General features: G+C 72.4%; 21 protein-coding genes. 7 read left to right on the forward strand and 14 right to left on the reverse strand.

All coding sequences use genetic code 11. The features are described 5' to 3' along the window. Positions 1-91 precede the first annotated feature (91 nt). Genes AB0D28_RS09430 through AB0D28_RS09450 form a run of 5 tightly spaced genes read right to left on the reverse strand, consistent with a single transcriptional unit; the run spans position 92 to position 3,709 of the window. Entirely contained in the window at positions 92-1,153 is a 1,062-nt protein-coding gene (locus AB0D28_RS09430; RefSeq protein WP_357383935.1) for a hypothetical protein, read from the reverse strand. A 35-nt stretch (positions 1,154-1,188) separates the two neighbouring features. Then, complete coding sequence (locus AB0D28_RS09435; protein ID WP_357384279.1) at positions 1,189-1,509, reverse strand: PadR family transcriptional regulator; 321 nt, start codon at positions 1,507-1,509, stop codon at positions 1,189-1,191. A gap of 41 nt (positions 1,510-1,550) precedes the next feature. Continuing rightward, entirely contained in the window at positions 1,551-2,048 is a 498-nt protein-coding gene (locus AB0D28_RS09440) for a YcxB family protein (RefSeq protein WP_357383937.1), read from the reverse strand. Positions 2,049-2,105: 57 nt separating this feature from the next. Continuing rightward, on the reverse strand, positions 2,106-2,849 hold the full coding sequence (locus AB0D28_RS09445) for a class I SAM-dependent methyltransferase (RefSeq protein WP_357383939.1): 744 nt from the start codon (positions 2,847-2,849) through the stop codon (positions 2,106-2,108). 53 nt (positions 2,850-2,902) lie between these two features. Further along, positions 2,903-3,709, reverse strand: a complete 807-nt coding sequence (locus tag AB0D28_RS09450; protein WP_357383941.1) for a hypothetical protein — start codon at positions 3,707-3,709, stop codon at positions 2,903-2,905. 279 nt (positions 3,710-3,988) lie between these two features. On the opposite strand from AB0D28_RS09450, the gene AB0D28_RS09455 reads away from it, so the two are divergent. Next, positions 3,989-4,513 carry a hypothetical protein gene (locus AB0D28_RS09455; RefSeq protein WP_357383943.1) on the forward strand — a complete coding sequence of 175 codons (525 nt, stop codon included), beginning with the start codon at positions 3,989-3,991 and terminating at the stop codon, positions 4,511-4,513. 129 nt (positions 4,514-4,642) lie between these two features. Here AB0D28_RS09455 and AB0D28_RS09460 read toward each other — a convergent pair whose 3' ends face one another. The 3 genes from AB0D28_RS09460 to AB0D28_RS09470 form a co-directional block, all read right to left on the reverse strand. Continuing rightward, positions 4,643-5,248: a YdeI/OmpD-associated family protein gene (locus tag AB0D28_RS09460; RefSeq protein WP_357383945.1), complete on the reverse strand. Its 606-nt coding sequence runs from the start codon at positions 5,246-5,248 to the stop codon at positions 4,643-4,645. A gap of 29 nt (positions 5,249-5,277) precedes the next feature. Next, on the reverse strand, positions 5,278-5,688 hold the full coding sequence (locus AB0D28_RS09465) for a diguanylate cyclase (RefSeq protein WP_357383947.1): 411 nt from the start codon (positions 5,686-5,688) through the stop codon (positions 5,278-5,280). A gap of 139 nt (positions 5,689-5,827) precedes the next feature. Further along, positions 5,828-6,196, reverse strand: coding sequence for a helix-turn-helix domain-containing protein (locus AB0D28_RS09470; protein WP_357383949.1), 369 nt, complete (start codon positions 6,194-6,196; stop codon positions 5,828-5,830). A 60-nt stretch (positions 6,197-6,256) separates the two neighbouring features. Here AB0D28_RS09470 and AB0D28_RS09475 point away from each other — a divergent pair, with 60 nt between their 5' ends. After that, the gene (locus tag AB0D28_RS09475) at positions 6,257-6,922 is read left to right on the forward strand and encodes an NAD(P)H-binding protein (RefSeq protein ID WP_357383951.1); all 666 of its coding nucleotides are present in this window, start codon (positions 6,257-6,259) and stop codon (positions 6,920-6,922) included. Here AB0D28_RS09475 and AB0D28_RS09480 read toward each other — a convergent pair. Then, positions 6,919-7,575 carry an HAD family hydrolase gene (locus AB0D28_RS09480; protein WP_357383953.1) on the reverse strand — a complete coding sequence of 219 codons (657 nt, stop codon included), beginning with the start codon at positions 7,573-7,575 and terminating at the stop codon, positions 6,919-6,921. The genes AB0D28_RS09475 and AB0D28_RS09480 overlap by 4 nt on opposite strands. A 62-nt stretch (positions 7,576-7,637) precedes the next feature. On the opposite strand from AB0D28_RS09480, the gene AB0D28_RS09485 reads away from it, so the two are divergent. The 3 genes from AB0D28_RS09485 (at position 7,638) to AB0D28_RS09495 (ending at position 9,957) form a co-directional block, all read left to right on the forward strand. Further along, positions 7,638-8,219, forward strand: a complete 582-nt coding sequence (locus AB0D28_RS09485) for a hypothetical protein (protein ID WP_357383955.1) — start codon at positions 7,638-7,640, stop codon at positions 8,217-8,219. A 73-nt stretch (positions 8,220-8,292) separates the two neighbouring features. Then, complete coding sequence (locus AB0D28_RS09490) at positions 8,293-9,273, forward strand: DUF1152 domain-containing protein (protein WP_357383957.1); 981 nt, start codon at positions 8,293-8,295, stop codon at positions 9,271-9,273. Between the two features lie 39 nt (positions 9,274-9,312). Continuing rightward, complete coding sequence (locus tag AB0D28_RS09495) at positions 9,313-9,957, forward strand: alpha/beta hydrolase (RefSeq protein WP_357383959.1); 645 nt, start codon at positions 9,313-9,315, stop codon at positions 9,955-9,957. Between the two features lie 99 nt (positions 9,958-10,056). Here the strand turns inward: AB0D28_RS09495 and AB0D28_RS09500 are convergent, their stop codons facing one another. After that, on the reverse strand, positions 10,057-10,824 hold the full coding sequence (locus tag AB0D28_RS09500; RefSeq protein WP_357383961.1) for a class I SAM-dependent methyltransferase: 768 nt from the start codon (positions 10,822-10,824) through the stop codon (positions 10,057-10,059). Positions 10,825-10,949: 125 nt separating this feature from the next. Between AB0D28_RS09500 and AB0D28_RS09505 the strand changes: the two genes are divergently transcribed. Both AB0D28_RS09505 and AB0D28_RS09510 read left to right on the forward strand, forming a co-directional pair. Continuing rightward, complete coding sequence (locus AB0D28_RS09505; protein ID WP_357383963.1) at positions 10,950-11,414, forward strand: hypothetical protein; 465 nt, start codon at positions 10,950-10,952, stop codon at positions 11,412-11,414. Positions 11,415-11,499: 85 nt separating this feature from the next. Continuing rightward, positions 11,500-12,039, forward strand: coding sequence for a hypothetical protein (locus AB0D28_RS09510; RefSeq protein ID WP_357383965.1), 540 nt, complete (start codon positions 11,500-11,502; stop codon positions 12,037-12,039). 143 nt (positions 12,040-12,182) lie between these two features. Here the strand turns inward: AB0D28_RS09510 and AB0D28_RS09515 are convergent, their stop codons facing one another. From AB0D28_RS09515 to AB0D28_RS09530, 4 genes are all read right to left on the reverse strand, one after another. After that, positions 12,183-12,401, reverse strand: coding sequence for a hypothetical protein (locus AB0D28_RS09515; RefSeq protein ID WP_357383967.1), 219 nt, complete (start codon positions 12,399-12,401; stop codon positions 12,183-12,185). Between the two features lie 47 nt (positions 12,402-12,448). Continuing rightward, the gene (locus AB0D28_RS09520) at positions 12,449-14,128 is read right to left on the reverse strand and encodes a long-chain-fatty-acid--CoA ligase (protein ID WP_357383969.1); all 1,680 of its coding nucleotides are present in this window, start codon (positions 14,126-14,128) and stop codon (positions 12,449-12,451) included. Between the two features lie 101 nt (positions 14,129-14,229). Continuing rightward, complete coding sequence (locus AB0D28_RS09525; protein WP_357383971.1) at positions 14,230-14,409, reverse strand: hypothetical protein; 180 nt, start codon at positions 14,407-14,409, stop codon at positions 14,230-14,232. A gap of 73 nt (positions 14,410-14,482) precedes the next feature. After that, positions 14,483-15,193 carry a spermidine synthase gene (locus AB0D28_RS09530; protein ID WP_357383973.1) on the reverse strand — a complete coding sequence of 237 codons (711 nt, stop codon included), beginning with the start codon at positions 15,191-15,193 and terminating at the stop codon, positions 14,483-14,485. Positions 15,194-15,199: the final 6 nt, after the last annotated feature.

A 15,199-nucleotide genomic window follows, 5' to 3' on the forward strand; every position in this document is an offset into this window, starting at 1 on the left:
CACCCGCTTCGACAAACTCGCCGTGCGCTACGCGGCCACCGTGCACGTCGCCGCCATCAACGAATGGCTGTGACCGACTTCGACACAGGCCCTAGACCGCCGGGTCCGACACCTCGGCGAGCCGGCGGCCGGCCGGACGCCGGTGCGGCAGCGCCGCCAGGCCCAGCACGAGCAGCAGCAGGACCACGCCGACCAGGAACGGCAGCGACAAGGTGGGCTGGCCGAGCCACTCCCACGGCACGTGCCAGCGCGGATGCGGCTCGTCCAGGTGGTGGGTGAGCATCAGCGGCACGCCCAGCAGGATCGGCGCGGTCCAGAACAGCATCGCGACGCCGTACAGGACCTTCGTCGGCCCCTGCACCAGCGGCCGCTGTCCCTCGATGCGCCGGCTGGCCCAGCCGAACAGCACCCAGCCGCCGACGGTGCCCAGCACGAAGCCGAGTAGCGCGGCGGGGTAGGCGGTGCCGGGGGTGGCGCGACTGAGGGTGATGTTCGTCGAGCCGTCGGCGGTGAGTTCCATGGCGAGGATGTGGTCGCCGCGTTCGGCGTACACGGTGACGTCGGAGGGGATGGACGCCCTGTCGCACTGCGGACTGCCGGAGACGCAGTCGTAAGCGTTGGCGTAGAAGGGCTCGTGGCGCTCCCACCCGGCGGCGTCCAGGCGTTGCCGTAGGTCGCGGAGGCCGCCGGCCGGCGTCTGGTCGAACGACGCGGTCAGCTCGGCCAGCGCGTACTCGCCGCCGTCGCCGAGCAGCAGCTCGGACATGAGGTCCTCGTTCAGCGGGTGGCTGTAGATGAGGAACACGGCGGGCGGGTCGTCCTGGTCGAGGTGGCTGACCTGCCGATCCGGATAGAGCTGCCCGACCACGGCGGCGAGGTCCCGGTGGTCGAGCGGGCGGGAGCCGAGCCACGCGAGCCAGGTGCCGAACGACCCGGCGAACAAACCGCAGACCACCGCGAAGACCGATGCCCAGGCCACCACGGTGCGGCTCGCCGGCCGTCCCAGCCGGGCGCGCAGACCATGGCGTACGAGATTCGCCGCCACCCGGGTGCGCCGGTGTGCCGCGCCGACGTCCCGTATTGTCTCCAGGATCTCGGCACCGCGCGCCCGGCGGTAGTCACGGGGGTAGGCAAGCAACAGCCAGCGGTGCATGGGTTTCTCCCTACGGGGCCGCGACGGCGGGGGTGTCAGGCGGTGCGGGGCCGCAGGGCGCGCAGCCGGGACTCGGCGGCGGACGCGAGCTGCCGCAGCCGTTCGGTCTGGCGGGCCAGCTCGGCCTGGCCGTCGGCGCGCAGCCGGTAGTAGCGGCGCAGCCTGCCGTCGACGACCTCTTCGTGGCTGAGTTCGACGAGACCCTGCGCGACCAGGCGGTCCAGCGCGGCGTAGAGCGTGCCCGGCAACAGGTTGACGCGACCGCCGGACAGACCGGCGACCTCCTGGATGATCCCGTAGCCGTGGCGCGGCTCGTCGGCCAGCGCGGTCAGGATCAGGAACGTCGCCTCGCGCATCTCACTCACCGAGGCAACATATACAGTCAATCAATACATCGTCAACGGTCGCCGAGCAGTCCGCGTTCGGTCAGGAAGGCGCGCAGCGTCCCGGCGTCCTCGGCGGACATCAGCCACCGGGGGATCACCGTGGCCGGCATCCCTCCCACGTACACGATCCAGAAATCAGGGGTCTCGGTGACGCGCTCCACGCCGTCCCAGGCGATGCCGCCGGACTCCGAACCGCTGCGCATCATGATGTTGCGGTCGTCGATGTCGTAGCCGCCCTCGACCGCGTAGCCGCCGGAGCGGCGCCGGGCCCGCCACCGCACCCACGGCGCGTACAGTATCGACAGCACACCTGCCACGATGAACGCGGTCCACAGCGACGCGAAGCGGCCACTCCGCTCCGACGCCTGCGAGGCGATCCAGCCGATCACCCCGATCGCGGCGAGGGCCGCGCCGATGTAGCCGAACCGGCGCAGCCGGGCGGCGGCGAGCGCGGCGGCCACCCGGGCCGGATAGGCGGGGTCGGCCGGTACGGCGAAACGGATCTGCACGCCCGAACGATAGTGCCCCGCCCGCCTGTCCCGGGCTGGACCCGCGTAGCGCGCCGGTCAGGTCCGGCGCAGCACCAGCGTCACGAAGCCGAGCACGCCCCGGTATCCGCGCAGCCACTGGTCGCGGTGCTCCCGGGCGGCGGCGAGCGCCCCGGCGGCGTCCGGATGACCCGGGTTGTCAAGCGCCCACTCGGTCAGCGACCCGGTCCACGACCACTCGTAGTCGTCCCACTCGGCGGTGTCGCTCACGTGCGCGTACACCGGGGTCCAGCCGACCTGCTCGGCGGCCGCGACCAGACCGGGCAGGTCGGTGTGGTCGTCGGGCTTCGCACCCAGCGCGGACAGCGCCTCCGGCGTCGGCGGCACCTGCCAGAATCCCTCGCCCACCATCAGGATGCCGTCGGCGTTCACGTGCCGGCCCGCCAGCTCCAGCGTCCCGGTGAACCCGCCGAACGCGTGCGTCGACCCGACACAGAGCACCAGGTCGTAGTCGCCGTCCGGCACGTACGACCGGGCGTCGCGCTCGTGCAGCGTGAGCCGGTCGGCGAGGCCGCGCACGGCGGCGGCCTCCGCGGCGCGCTCCAGCGCGTACGGGCTGAGGTCCACGCCGTCGGCGTGCCCGTCCGGGTAGTGCGCGAGGGCCTGCAACGCCCAGGCGGCCTCACCACAGCCCAGGTCGAGAATCCGGGCCGCCGGCCGGCGACCGGCCCGGCGCAGCAGCCGGTTGACGTTGACGCCGGAGAGCGGCGCCGCGATCGGGTGGTGCGAGTGCGCGATGCTGCTCAGGCGTTGACGGTCCATCGCCGCAGTCAACACGAGACGGCCCGGCCCGCGCACCCCGGTTGCCGCGGTGGTCAGAGCCGGCAGACGATGGTCGCGTCGTCGGTGGCGACGCCCTTGCGTGCCTCCGCCTGCCGGACCCGGTGAATGACCTCGGCCGGGCCGTCGGTCTCCAGCAGGCGCAGCAGGCCGGGCCAGTCGGTCAGCCCGAACGTGTCAACGAGCCGGCTCGCGCCGTTGCTGAGCAGCGCCGCCACTGTCACGCCGTCCGCCGGACCGCTGCCGGTCACCGCCTCGTCCACGACCGTCGGGTCGTCCTTCGCGACCCAGAACCCGCCAGGGCTGTTGCGGCGGGATCGCAGTTCCATCAGCAGCCGCCGGTACTCGTCGCCGCCCTCGGGCACGTCCTTCAGCCGCTCCTCGAAGGACCGGGCGATCACCACCTCACGCGGATCGTGCGCGACGACCGGCTCACCCGTCGTGCGGCCCACGACCGCCACCGCGTCGCCGAGGACCAGGTGCTCGACCAGGTCATCGGAGAACCGGAGCATCGCCACCGCCGCGAACGGGCTGATCGGATGGGCGACGTCGCACGTGTCGCGGTGCGCGTCGGTGACCCGCTCGACGCCCTCGGCCAGCACGTCGCGCAGGCTCCGCTCCTCGGCCAGCACGTCGCGCAGGCTCCGCTCCTCGGCCAGCGCGCCGAGCAGCGCGCCGCCGAGCCGGGTCGCGTACCAGGCGATGCCGTGGTGGCAGACCTCGTCCGCGCCGGCGATGCCGCCGGCGCCGTCGACCAGTACCAGGCCGCACGGTACGGCACCGGCGAAATCCTCGTTGCTGCGCCCGGGGTGCCCGGCGTCGGTCGCCAACGTCACCGTCACCACAGCCGTCTCCGTCCCTCGGGGTCAAGCCGGCGTAGTGAACACCCCGACGCCGCACCCTGGCAAGCCTTCACCGGAACGCTTGGGCGATAAAGGCGCATGTATCGCCGAAAAGGGAGTTTTTCGTTGCCCTGTCGATCAACAGCCGGGAAAGCGTGGGACTGCACCGCGTGGCAGCTCAAGATTTGCTCAAGTTCGATCGACATCGACGATGGGAATTCCCGCTGTTGCTAATCTCCGACCATCTGCAACCAACGGGGAGTGAAGATGAATCGAAGAATGCGTCTGATCGCGTCGGCCGCAATTTCCACCGCCCTTGCGCTCTTCGGAATGGCCGGGGTCGCCACGGCGGCGCCGGTGTCCGAGAAAACCGCGACCACATTCTCGTCGGTGAGCGCCTCTACGGCTCTCGACTCGGGCGCCCTGCTGGCGGCGTCCGACTACCGGAAAGAAGCCACCTCGTATTTCTCGGTAACCTACGCCGTGGCGGGGGGTGACAGCACGCCGTGCTCCGGCATGGCATTCGTCGGGCAGACGTGGAACGGCTACATCGAGGCGAGCACGACAGTTACCTGCTCCTTCGTGCCTGCATTCTCCACCACCGCCCGGGCGAAAATCACTCTTGGTCGTCTCGGCAGCGTCAAGTCGACGAAGAACTCCACGTGCGACAAGGCGAAGTTCTGCGCGGCGTCCACCAGTTACAACGGGGGCTCGAACGGCAAGACCTGGTGCAACGAGGCCTTCGCGACCGCAGCGAATTTTGTCAACCGCTCCGGATCCACGATCGTCTGCATCAATACCTGAGTGGATGAGTGAAGGGCGGCGGCCACGGATATCCGTGCCGCCGCCCCATTCGCTCAACGGGTCAGGGCCGGAGAGCTGGCGAGCGTCTTGTCGAGACGCACGCTCTTGGCGCTCCTGCCCTGGTCTGTGTCACGAATCGCGCGGCGGCTTCGTCTTCTGCGGGTGGAACGTCTCGTGGCGGGCCAGCATGGCGACGAACTCGCCGATCTTGCGCGTGCGGGTCTCCGCGCGCTTGACCGCGTTGAGCCGGTGGATGAGCGCGAACCGGTTGGCGCTGGTGAGCACGTCGAACATGGCCTGGGCAGCGGGCTCGGCCGCGATGGCGGCGAGCAGGTCGGCCGGCACCTGGGCCTCCGACGGCGGGGCGTAGGCCGCCGCCCACCGCCCGTCCGCCTTCGCGGCCTCCACCGCGGCCCGGCCCGCCGGCGTCATCCGCCCTTCCGCCTCCAGCCGGGCCACGTGCGCGACGTTGCGCTGCGACCAGGAGCTGCGCGCCCGGCGCGGGGTGAACCGGATCCAGGAGCTCTCGTGGTCGCGCTTGCGGGCCTGCCCGTCGATCCAGCCGAAGCACAACGCCTCGTCGACCGCCTGCTGCCAGGTCAGCGTGGTGACGGTGCCGCCCTTGCGGGTCAGGGCGAGCCAGACGCCGGGCGAGGTGTCGTGGTGGGCGGACAGCCACGCGCGCAGCGCGTCCGCATCGGCCACGATCAGCTCGTCCAACTCAGCGGTTCCCATGACCGGCAGGCTATGCCAGGGGTACGACGCTACGGCCGGACGCCCGGCTCAGCCGCCCGCTGATCCCCGTCGGCCGGCGGGTCGGCCGCCCGCCGCAGTCGCCGCCCGGCCACCAGAATCGCCACGCCCGCGCCGGCGAGCCCCGCGCCGATCAGCCCACCCCCGATCCCGGCCGCCGGATCGCGCTCACGGAACGCGTATCCCACGGCCGAGGTCAGGATCGACCCACCGAGGGCGATCGCCATCCACCCGCCGAGGATGTCCTCCTTGTCGGCGAAGGCGTTCGTGGTGATGAGGACGAGGAGCACCATGGCAGCGGCGACGCTGACGAGGAGCAGCGCCGCGAGGATCAGCACGGGGTCGCGCGGGAGCAGCCCGGCGGTCGCGGCGAGCACGTAGATGATCGCCGCCGCGATGAGGTTCGCGAGCACGTTCGTCATCACGTTCGCGGCGAAACTTCGTAGGCCGCCGCGCGCGGTGTCGTCGCTGATGGCGTCCCCCGATCGCCGTCGATGCCTTCCAGAGCGAGGCTAGGACGGCTGGGCGGCCCGGCACAACGCCCGGTGCCGACGGGTGTGGTCACGACATCCGTGAGTCGTGCGACTTCCGGGCGGCCAGCAACTCGTCCAGGTGCGCCTCGCTCCACGACCGGGCGGCCGCGACCAGTGTCAGCAGGCTTCGCCCCAGCGGCGTCAGCGCGTACTCCACGCGCGGCGGGTTCTCGTCGTAGGCGGTACGCGTGACAAGCCCGTCGCGTTCCATCGCCCGCAACGTCTCGGCCAGCACCTTCGGCGTGATCGTGCGCAGCGGCACCCGCAGTTCGGTGAACCGGCGCGGCCCGTGCTCCAGGCACAGCACCACCATCGCGGTCCACTTGTCGCCGATCCGCAGCGGCATCGTCAGCGACGGGCACGCGGGGTGGAACATCTCCGGATCGAGCGGCGTCACCGCCCGAGCGTAACCCGGTACCGTTGCGGTAACCGGCACCCGGCACCCTAGCGTCGCGCCATGACCAGCATCGCCGTCTTCGGCGCGGGCGGCCGGGCCGGCCGCGCGATCACCGCCGAGGCACACCGCCGCGGCCACCGCGTCACAGCCGTCGTCCGCGACCCCGCCCGCCATCCCGGCCTCACCTCCGCGGTACGCGGCGACGTCACCGACCCGGAGGCGGTCGCCTCGATCGGGTACGGGCACGACGCCGCCGTCCACGCGGTCAGCCCGGCCTCCGGGCCGCAGGCGCTCGCCGCCGTCGGCCTCGATCCGGGGTTCTTCGTCCGCGCGGCCGACGCGCTGCTGCACGGCCTGGCTCGCGCAGGCGTGCCGCGGCTCGTGGCGGTCGGCCTGTTCGCCACGCTCACCGACACGCACGGCCGGCCCCTCCACGACGACCCGGCCGTTCTGCCCGCCGAGCTGCGGCCGTTCGCGCTCAGCCACGCCGCCGGCCTGGACCGGCTCCGCGCGGCGGACACCACTGTCGACTGGCTCGTGCTCACCCCACCGGCCGCGCTGGCCGTGGACGGTCCCCGCACGGGGCGGTACCGCCTCGGCGGCGAGCAGGCTCCGGCACTCGCGCACCTGTCGTACGCGGATCTGGCGGTCGCGGCGGTCGACGAGATCGAGTCGCCGCGCCACCACCGCACGCGGGTGTCGGTCTTCGGGGACCCGCCGGTCTAGCCGCCCGCCGCGTTGTGCCGCGCGACCAGCGCCGGCAACTCGTCCAGCGAGTCGATGCGGAACAGGCACCGGTCGGCCACGTCCGGCATGTCGAGGATGTGGCCCCACGGTCCGCGCCGGATCAGGCACGCCGTCATGCCGGCGGCCATCGCCGGGGCGGCGTCGTTGTCCGGCCGGTCACCGACGTACAGGATCGCGGACGCGTCGCCGCCGCCCTCGCGGACCACCCGGTCGAAGAACTCCGGCGCCGGCTTCGCCACGCCCCAGGCCGCCGACGTGCCGATCACGTCCACCGGCAGGTCCAGCGCCCGCAGTGTCGCCTCGGCGTGCTCCGGCTGGTTGCCGGCCAGGCCGACCCGCAGGCCCTGCTCCCGCAGGGCTGCCAGGCACGCCCGCGCGTCCGGGTACAGATCCTCCTCGCCGAACGACTCCGGGTCACCGGCCGCGACCCGGCGCGCGAGTTCGGCGGTGAGGTCGAAGTCCGGCCGGAAGGCCCGGAACACCTCCTGGTAGTCCAGGCCCCGGGCGATCACCGCGCCGAAGACGGCGGAGAACGTGTGCCTTGGTACGCCGAGCCAGTCCGCCCAGGTCGCGAACTCGCGCGTCTCGTCGAGGATCGTCCCGCCCACGTCGAAGAAGACCGTCCGGATCATTCGCGGATCGTACTGTCGTTGATCAGCCTGTGGGGGACGCCCGGGTGGCGCAGACTGCCCGCATGAATCCCGCCTTCCTCCCCGAACCGCCGCAGAGCCCGGCGGCGAAAGCCGCTTACGAGGACGACCTCGCCGCGGACGGCTACGTCAACAACCTCACCCGCGTCTGGTGCTGGCGACCCGACGTGCTGATGTCGTTCCAGAACACGCGCACCGAGCTGCTGGCCGAGTCCACGTTGTCCCCGCGGGAGGTGGCCGTGCTGGTCACCGCCACCGCCGCCGCGCGGGGCGACTCGTACTGCTCGCTGGCCTGGGGCGCTCGGCTGGCCGGGATGAGCGACGAGGAGACCGCCGCCGGGGTGCTGCGCGGCGACGAGGCGGACCTGTCGGAGCGGGAGACGGCGCTGGCCGACTGGGCCCGCCGGGTCGTGACGGATCCGAACGCCACCACCGAGGCCGACACGCGACGCCTGCGCGACGCCGGCCTGAGCGACCGGGAGATCTTCGAGGCGACCACGCTGATCGCGTTCCGGCTGGCCTTCTCCACGGTGAACGACGCGCTCGGCGCCCGGCCGGACGCGCAACTGGCGGAGAAGGCGCCACGGCTCGTCCGGGAGGCGGTCACGTTCGGCCGCCCGGTCTGAACGAGCGCGCCCGCGACTCGGCCGGGGCCGCCTCGGGGCAGCGGCGCGCCACATGAGCGGAGATCATCGTCTGGTGACCGACACCGCCGTGTACACGTTGGCCGTTCCGCCGTTGTTCGCCGCCCTCGAGCCGGCACGCGACATCCTCATCGCCGGTGCCGGTGCCGGCGGCGGCTTCGACGTCTACGCCGGCCTGCCGCTGGCACTCGCGCTGTGGCAGGCCGGCAAGCGGGTGCACCTGGCCGGCTTCTCCTTCTCGGAGCTGGAGCTGCTCGACCGGCAGGTGTGGGTGGACGAGCACGTCGCGGCGATCCGGCCGGACACCCTCAGCCCGGACTGGTACTTCCCGGAGGGGCACCTGGCCCGCTGGCTGGCGGGCCGGGACCTGCCGTCGACCGTGTACGCCTTCCCGCCGCTGGGCGTGCAGCCGTTGCGTGAGGCGTACCGGCACCTGGTCGACCGGCTCGGCCTCGACGCGATCGTGCTCGTCGACGGCGGCACCGACATCCTGCTGCGCGGCGACGAGAGCGGCCTGGGCACCCCGGTGGAGGACATCACCAGCCTGGCCGCCGTGGCCGGGCTGGACGTGCCGGTCCGGTTGGTGAGCAGCCTCGGCTTCGGCATCGACGCGCACGACGGCGTCAACCACGTCGAGGTGCTGGAGAACCTTGCCGCGCTCGACCGGGAGGGCGGCTACCTCGGCGCGCTGTCCATTCCCGGCTCCAGCCGTGAGGCGGTGCTCTACCGCGAGGCGGTCGCGCAGGCCCAGGCCGCCACCCCGCACCGGCCGAGCATCGTCCAGGGGCAGATCGCCGCCGCCACCGGCGGGGCGTGCGGAGACGTACGGTTCAGCCGGCGCACCGGCGACGGCGACCTGTTCGTCAACCCCCTCATGGCGATCTATTTCTCCATCGACCTGCCCCGGCTCGCCGCCCGCTGCCTCTACCTCGACCGCATCGAGAACACGATCGGGCGGCGGCAGGTCGTCACCCGCATCGAGGCGTTCCGCGACGAGCTACGGGCCACCCGCATCCCCCGGGCGTATCCGCACTGACGCCCACGGCATGTCGTACCGGTGTGGGAGGGTCCGGACATGACGACGTTCGTGCTCATCCACGGTGGCGGTGGCAGCGCGTGGGACTGGCACCTGCTCGTTCCCGAGCTGGCCGCCCGGGGTCACGACGCGGTGGTGCCGGAGCTGCCGATCGGCGACCGGTCGGCGGGGTTCGCCGAGTTCCGCCAGGCGGTGATCGACGCCGTCGGCGAGCGCGACGACCTCGTGGTGGTCGGGCACTCGTACGGCGCGTTCACCGCATCGCTGGTCGCCGACCGGCTGCCGGTGCGCCTGCTGGTCCTGCTCACCCCGATGATCCCTCGACCTGGTGAGAAACCGGGGGACTGGTGGGGCAACACCGGCTACCGCGAGCCGGAAGGGCTCAGCGAGGAGCAGCAGTTCTACAACGGCGTGCCCGCCGAGATCGTCGCCGAGGCGCCGGCGCACGGCCGGGAGCAGGTCAGCACGGAGTGGGACGAGCCGTGGCCGCTGGTCGCCTGGCCGGACGTGCCGACGGCGGTGCTGATCGGCCGCGACGACCGGTTCTTCCCCGCCGACTTCCAGCGCCGGGTGGCCGCCGACCGGCTCGGCGTGGTCCCGGACGAGATCGACGGCGGTCACGCGGTGGCGCTCAGCCGTCCCGGCCCGCTCGCCGACCGGCTGATCGCCTACCTGGCGTCCTGACCGTCCGGCCGCCGGGTTCAGGAGGAGGCGCTCCTCGATGACCTCGCGGGCCTGCCGCCGCTGCCCGGGCCGGTCTGGCGACCATCCTGGCCCGGGTGATCAGGGCTGCGACGTCCGCCGGGCCAGATGGACCGTGACGTCGGCGGTGAGTTCGACCGCGTCCGGCAGGGCGTCCCGGATGCGGCGGAACGCCTGCTCGCGCACCGGTGGTGGCAGTTCGAGATAGGCCGAGACGGTCGACAGGAGACCGACGTAGTCGTCGGCGCTCGTCGTGATCCGCCGCTCGATCTCCGACTGGCGTACGTCGGTGAACCACTCGGACGCGCGCAGCTCGGTGCCGGGCCACTGCATCCCGGCCGCGGGTGGCGTCCCGTCCGGCGACGGGATCTCGTCGTCGGCGAGGAACTCGGACCGGGCCGCGGCCACCGCGTCGCGCAGCGCCGGGTCGGCCAGCCGCAGCGGCCCGCCGAACGAGGCGAACACCCCACCCGCCGCGAGCAGCGCGGCGATCCGCTCCCACCGCCGGTCCGGGTCGGTCCAGTGCAGGGCCGCCGCCGCGTACACCAGGTCGTGGCGCTCGTCGGCGCGCAACTGCTCGAACGCGGCCTGCCGGACCTTCACCCCGGCCGGGACGTGCCGGCGCAGTTCGGCGAGCATCGCGGGGTCCGGGTCGGTGGCGGTGACCGCGATGCCGCGCCGGGCGATCAGGCGGGTGGCCTTGCCGGTCCCGGCGCCGATCTCCAGGGCGGTCCGGACGGGCCGGTCCGCGTACGCCAGCACCAGGTCGGCGAGCTCCTCGGGGTAGCCGGGCCGGAACCGCTCGTACGCCTGCGCGACGGCTCCGAAACTCAACGCACGACCGGGCATGCCGAGCATCCTCCCACGAGCGTCCGCTCGTGCCGTGTTCTGGCAGGCGGTCCGGACGGGACCACACGAGACGACCACCATTGATAGGCTCCAATCTCGCTTCAGGGCTTACAGAAGGGTCGGTCATGCGGTTCTCACGGGTGGGCGCACGTCTGGTCACTGTCACTACTGCGGTGCTGACGCTGGGGGCGGTGACTGCCGCTCCGGCGGCCGCCGACGCCGGCAGTTGGCGGGCCTACGGCAACACGAACCCGATCACCTCCAGCTCCAGCGCCTGGAGGTGTGGCAACACCCACGCGATCGCCACCGACATGGTCGCCCAGGTCTGCGCGATCCGGTCGGCAGGCGGGGGTGCCGTGCAGGGAGCGGTGATCGTCCGCAACAACCGGTCCAGCCTCGGCCCGGCGGCCGCGTCGGTGTCGCTCTCGAACTACTACCGAGAGAGCCAGGGCTCTTGGACGTGCCCGTCCTCGGGAGTGGCGGCCAATTCCTGGTCCGTGTGTTTCGGGGCGACCATTCCCAGTTTGCCCAGCCTCGCCGCCACCGGCAACTCGCTGGGTGTGGGCCTCGGCAGCAGCGCGTTCGTCTAGGGCTCGCCGAGGTGACGAGATCCGGTGTCCGGTTCGGCGTTCAGCCGGAGCCCGGCCACCAGCACGAGGGACGGACATCATCGCGATGATCAGATACAACCTGAATAACCTGGAAAGGTCTGTTATGCGTTTTTCACGGCTGGGCGTACGTCTGGTTACTGTCATCACTGCCGCGCTGACGCTGGGGGCGGTGACCGCCGCGCCGACCGTGGCTGCCGCGCCCGCCGCGCCCGCCGCTGTCGCTGCCGCCGACGACGGCGCGTGGCGGGCCTACGGCAACACGAATCCGATCACGAGCAGTCCCAGCACCTGGAGCTGTGGCAGCACGGAGACGATCACCACCAACGTGATCGCCCAGGCCTGCGCGATCCGGACGGTGAATGGGGATCGGGTGCAGGGAGCGGTGATCGTCCGCAACAACCGGTCCACCCTCGCCAGCGTGTCCGCCTGGACGACGGTGTACCAGTTCAACGGATCCCTACTGGGTGAGTGGAAGTGCCCGTATTCGGGAGTGGCGGCCAATTCCTGGTCCGTGTGCTTCGGCGTGACCCGCACCTGGTCCAGCTCCGTCTTTGCCGGGGGGGCCGCGCTGGGTCTGGAACTTGGCACCAGCTCGCTCGTCTAGGGCCCCCACAGAATTGCTACCGAAGCTGAGCTCCGAGCGGTAACGAGGTCTCCGGTGTCCGGTTCGGCGATCGCAGCGGAACCCGGATGCCGGAGACCTCACCCTCGCCGCCTGCGTCGGCGCGGCGGTAGAGGTGCGGGGCGTCAGCGCGCGGCGCGCGGCACGGAGCCCGTCCGCCGGTCGCCGCCGGAGCGCTTGAGCAGTAACACGCCGCCGCCGATGAACACGAGGCTGAGCACGATCCCGACCAGGTTGCCCTGGGCGAGCGTGGAGAAGATGCCGAGCAGGCCCAGGATGACGGCCACGCCGCCGACCAGACGCATGAGGTAACGACCGACTGACTTGCCCCGTGAATCCACCATGGACGCTCGTCTACCCCTGCCGCGCCGCCGCGAAACGGGCGGCCGGGTCAGCGGTCGGCGAGCAGCCGTTCGCGGACCTCGCGGCGCAGGATCTTGCCGATCTGGGAGTACGGCAGCTCGTCGACGATCACGACGCGGCGGGGCACCTTGTAGCCGGCCAGGTGGGTGCGGCACGAGGTGCGGATCGCCTCCGGCGTGGCGGCCACCGCCGGGTCGACCACCACCGCGGCGACGACCTCCTCGCCGTCGTCGGTGGGCATCCCCACGGCGGCGGCCTCCCGTACGCCGGGGACGCGACGCAGCGCCTCCTCCACCTCGGACGGGTAGACGTTGAAGCCGCCGGTGATGATCAGCTCTTTGATCCGGTCGACCACCGTCACGAAGCCGTCGGCGTCCATGGTGACGATGTCGCCGGTCCGCATCCAGCCGCCGGGCAGCAGCACCTTCGCCGTCTCCTCCGGCCGGTGCCAGTAGCCGGAGAACACCTGCGGGCCGCGTACCAGCAGCTCGCCGGCCTCGCCCGGGGCGCGGTCGCGGGACGGGTCCTCCGGGTCGACGATGCGCACGTCGGTGGAGGGGAACGGCACCCCGACGGTGCCGGGACGGCGGGTCGGGGCGACCGGGTTGCCGACGGTGATCGGGGACGTCTCGGTCATCCCGTACCCCTCGACAAGCAGCCCGCCGGTCACCTGCTCCCACAGCTCCACTGTGGCCGGGGGCAGCGACATCGCGCCGGAGATCGCGTACCGGATGGAGGTGAGGTCGACGCCGCGCTCCCGGGCGGCGGTGGCCAGCTTCGCGTAGACCGGCGGCACCGCGGGCAGGAACGTCGGCGGTTGGCGCCGGACCGCGTCCAGCACCTGGTCGGCGTCGAAGCGGGGGAACAGCACCAGGGTGGCCCCGATGCTCACCGCGAAGGTGAGACAGAGCGTGAGCCCGTAGGCGTGGAACAGCGGCAGCACCGCGTACACCGTCTCCGCGCCGTCGCGCAGGCCCGGCACCCAGGCGCGGCCCTGCGCGGCGTTGGCGCGCAGGTTGCGGTGGGTCAGCACCGCGCCCTTGGGCTCGCCGGTGGTGCCACCTGTGTACTGGAGCAGCGCCACGTCGCCGGCCTCCGGCGCGGGATGTCCGGCGGGCAGCGGCCCGGCGGCGGCGACCAGCTCCGACCAGGGCAGCGCGCCGGGCGCGGGGGCGGTCATCGCGGCGCGGGCGGCGCGGACCTTCGGCAGCGGCGCCCGCAGCGCCCACCGCTTGAGCCGCGGCAGCGCCGCGGTGAGGTCGACCGACACCACGGTACGCACGGCGCCGCGTCCCGCCACCAGCGGCGCGACCTTGTCCCACGCGATCGCGACGGCGGCGCCGTGGTCGGTGAGCTGCCGGTCCAGTTCGTCGGCGGTGTAGAGCGGGTTGTGCTCGACGACGACCGCGCCGAGACGCAGCACGGCGTAGAAGGCCACCACGTGCTGCGGGCAGTTCGGCAACACCAGCGCGACCCGGTCGCCGGGCCCGACGCCGAGCCGGCGCAGCGCCTCGGCGGCGTGGGACACCTGGTCGGCCAGCTCGGTGAACGTGGTGGTGGCGCCGTAGAAGTCGAGCGCGACCCGGGGCCCGAACCGCCCGGCCGCCTCGGTGAGCAGGTCGACGAGCGAGCCGCCGGGCTCGGCGATGTCGGCCGGGACGCCGGGTGCGTAGCTACGGGTCCAGGGTCGCTGGGCGGTCGCGTCCATCGCCGTTACTCCTCGTCGCGCGGATGACGCCCCCAGCCTAACGTGACCGCCGGGTAACCTACGCTCACGTAGGTTGCCGCGTCGGTCACACCCGCCGCAGGTCAGCGGCGGCCGGTCGAGTGCTGGTGCATCGCCCGCCGGCCCTTGACGATCCCGACGACGATCACCGCGGCGAGCGCGATCACGCCGATGATGACGAACCAGCGGACCGCCTCCAGCAGCAGCCCGAGCAGGATGATCACACCGGCGGCCACGCCGACCACCCAGAGTAACGCGCGCATGTCCCAGCCTCCCGTCGTACGGTCGGCCAGGCGCTTTCCCGCTGGACGGGCGGGCATGCCGCCGCCGGGTGGATCAGTGCCGGGCCACGTACACGGTGTTCGCCGCCTCCCGGCCCTGCAACGGGTTCGGGAACCGGACGACGTGCGCCACCGAGGTCGGGAACACCTCGGTCAGCGTGCGCTGGAACGCCGGGTCCGGCGGGTCGTTCGACCACAGCGCGAAGACGCCCTCCGGGTGCAGCAGCGCGGCCAGCCGGCGCAGCCCGTCGACCGTGTAGAAGGCGGCATGGCTGGGGTGCAGCACCTGTCGGGGGGAGTGGTCCACGTCCAGCAGCACCGCGTGGAAGCGGCGCCCGGGCTCGTCGCTGTCGAAACCGCCGCCGGCGACCGCGGCGAAGAAGTCGGCCCGGACGAAGCGGGTACGCGGGTCGGTGGCCAGCCCGGCCGCGAACGGCAGCAGATCCCGCCGGTGCCAGTCGATCACGTCCTCGATCGCCTCGACCACCAGCAGCGACCGCACCCGGGGATCCTCCAGCGCGGTACGCGCGGTGTAGCCGAGCCCGAGCCCGCCGACCACCACGTCCAGCGCGTCACCGGTCAGCGGGGCCAGCCCGAGCCGGGCCAGCTCGATCTCCGCGACCGGGAAGGCGCTGGACATGAGGTACTCGTCGTCGAGCTTCACCTCGTACACGTCGGATTCCAGCGCCGGGTCGCGGCGCCGCCGCAGGCTGATCTCGCCGATCGGCGTCTCCCGCCAGGCCAGTTCCTCGAAACGCGCGCCCACCCGTGT

Source organism: Micromonospora sp. NPDC048169 (assembly GCF_040652815.1).
GTDB lineage: Bacteria > Actinomycetota > Actinomycetes > Mycobacteriales > Micromonosporaceae > Micromonospora.

Bases quoted from the DNA above. Each gene is read 5' to 3' on its own strand.
- AB0D28_RS09525 (WP_357383971.1), bottom strand. From the start codon at position 14,409: ATGCGCGCGTTACTCTGGGTGGTCGGCGTGGCCGCCGGTGTGATCATC.
- AB0D28_RS09445 (WP_357383939.1), bottom strand. From the start codon at position 2,849: ATGGACCGTCAACGCCTGAGCAGCATCGCGCACTCGCACCACCCGATC.
- AB0D28_RS09460 (WP_357383945.1), bottom strand. From the start codon at position 5,248: ATGGGAACCGCTGAGTTGGACGAGCTGATCGTGGCCGATGCGGACGCG.
- AB0D28_RS09485 (WP_357383955.1), top strand. From the start codon at position 7,638: ATGAATCCCGCCTTCCTCCCCGAACCGCCGCAGAGCCCGGCGGCGAAA.
- AB0D28_RS09520 (WP_357383969.1), bottom strand. From the start codon at position 14,128: ATGGACGCGACCGCCCAGCGACCCTGGACCCGTAGCTACGCACCCGGC.
- AB0D28_RS09475 (WP_357383951.1), top strand. From the start codon at position 6,257: ATGACCAGCATCGCCGTCTTCGGCGCGGGCGGCCGGGCCGGCCGCGCG.
- AB0D28_RS09435 (WP_357384279.1), bottom strand. From the start codon at position 1,509: ATGCGCGAGGCGACGTTCCTGATCCTGACCGCGCTGGCCGACGAGCCG.
- AB0D28_RS09495 (WP_357383959.1), top strand. From the start codon at position 9,313: ATGACGACGTTCGTGCTCATCCACGGTGGCGGTGGCAGCGCGTGGGAC.
- AB0D28_RS09515 (WP_357383967.1), bottom strand. From the start codon at position 12,401: ATGGTGGATTCACGGGGCAAGTCAGTCGGTCGTTACCTCATGCGTCTG.
- AB0D28_RS09505 (WP_357383963.1), top strand. From the start codon at position 10,950: ATGCGGTTCTCACGGGTGGGCGCACGTCTGGTCACTGTCACTACTGCG.
- AB0D28_RS09480 (WP_357383953.1), bottom strand. From the start codon at position 7,575: ATGATCCGGACGGTCTTCTTCGACGTGGGCGGGACGATCCTCGACGAG.
- AB0D28_RS09500 (WP_357383961.1), bottom strand. From the start codon at position 10,824: ATGCCCGGTCGTGCGTTGAGTTTCGGAGCCGTCGCGCAGGCGTACGAG.
- AB0D28_RS09455 (WP_357383943.1), top strand. From the start codon at position 3,989: ATGCGTCTGATCGCGTCGGCCGCAATTTCCACCGCCCTTGCGCTCTTC.
- AB0D28_RS09510 (WP_357383965.1), top strand. From the start codon at position 11,500: ATGATCAGATACAACCTGAATAACCTGGAAAGGTCTGTTATGCGTTTT.
- AB0D28_RS09430 (WP_357383935.1), bottom strand. From the start codon at position 1,153: ATGCACCGCTGGCTGTTGCTTGCCTACCCCCGTGACTACCGCCGGGCG.
- AB0D28_RS09465 (WP_357383947.1), bottom strand. From the start codon at position 5,688: ATGACGAACGTGCTCGCGAACCTCATCGCGGCGGCGATCATCTACGTG.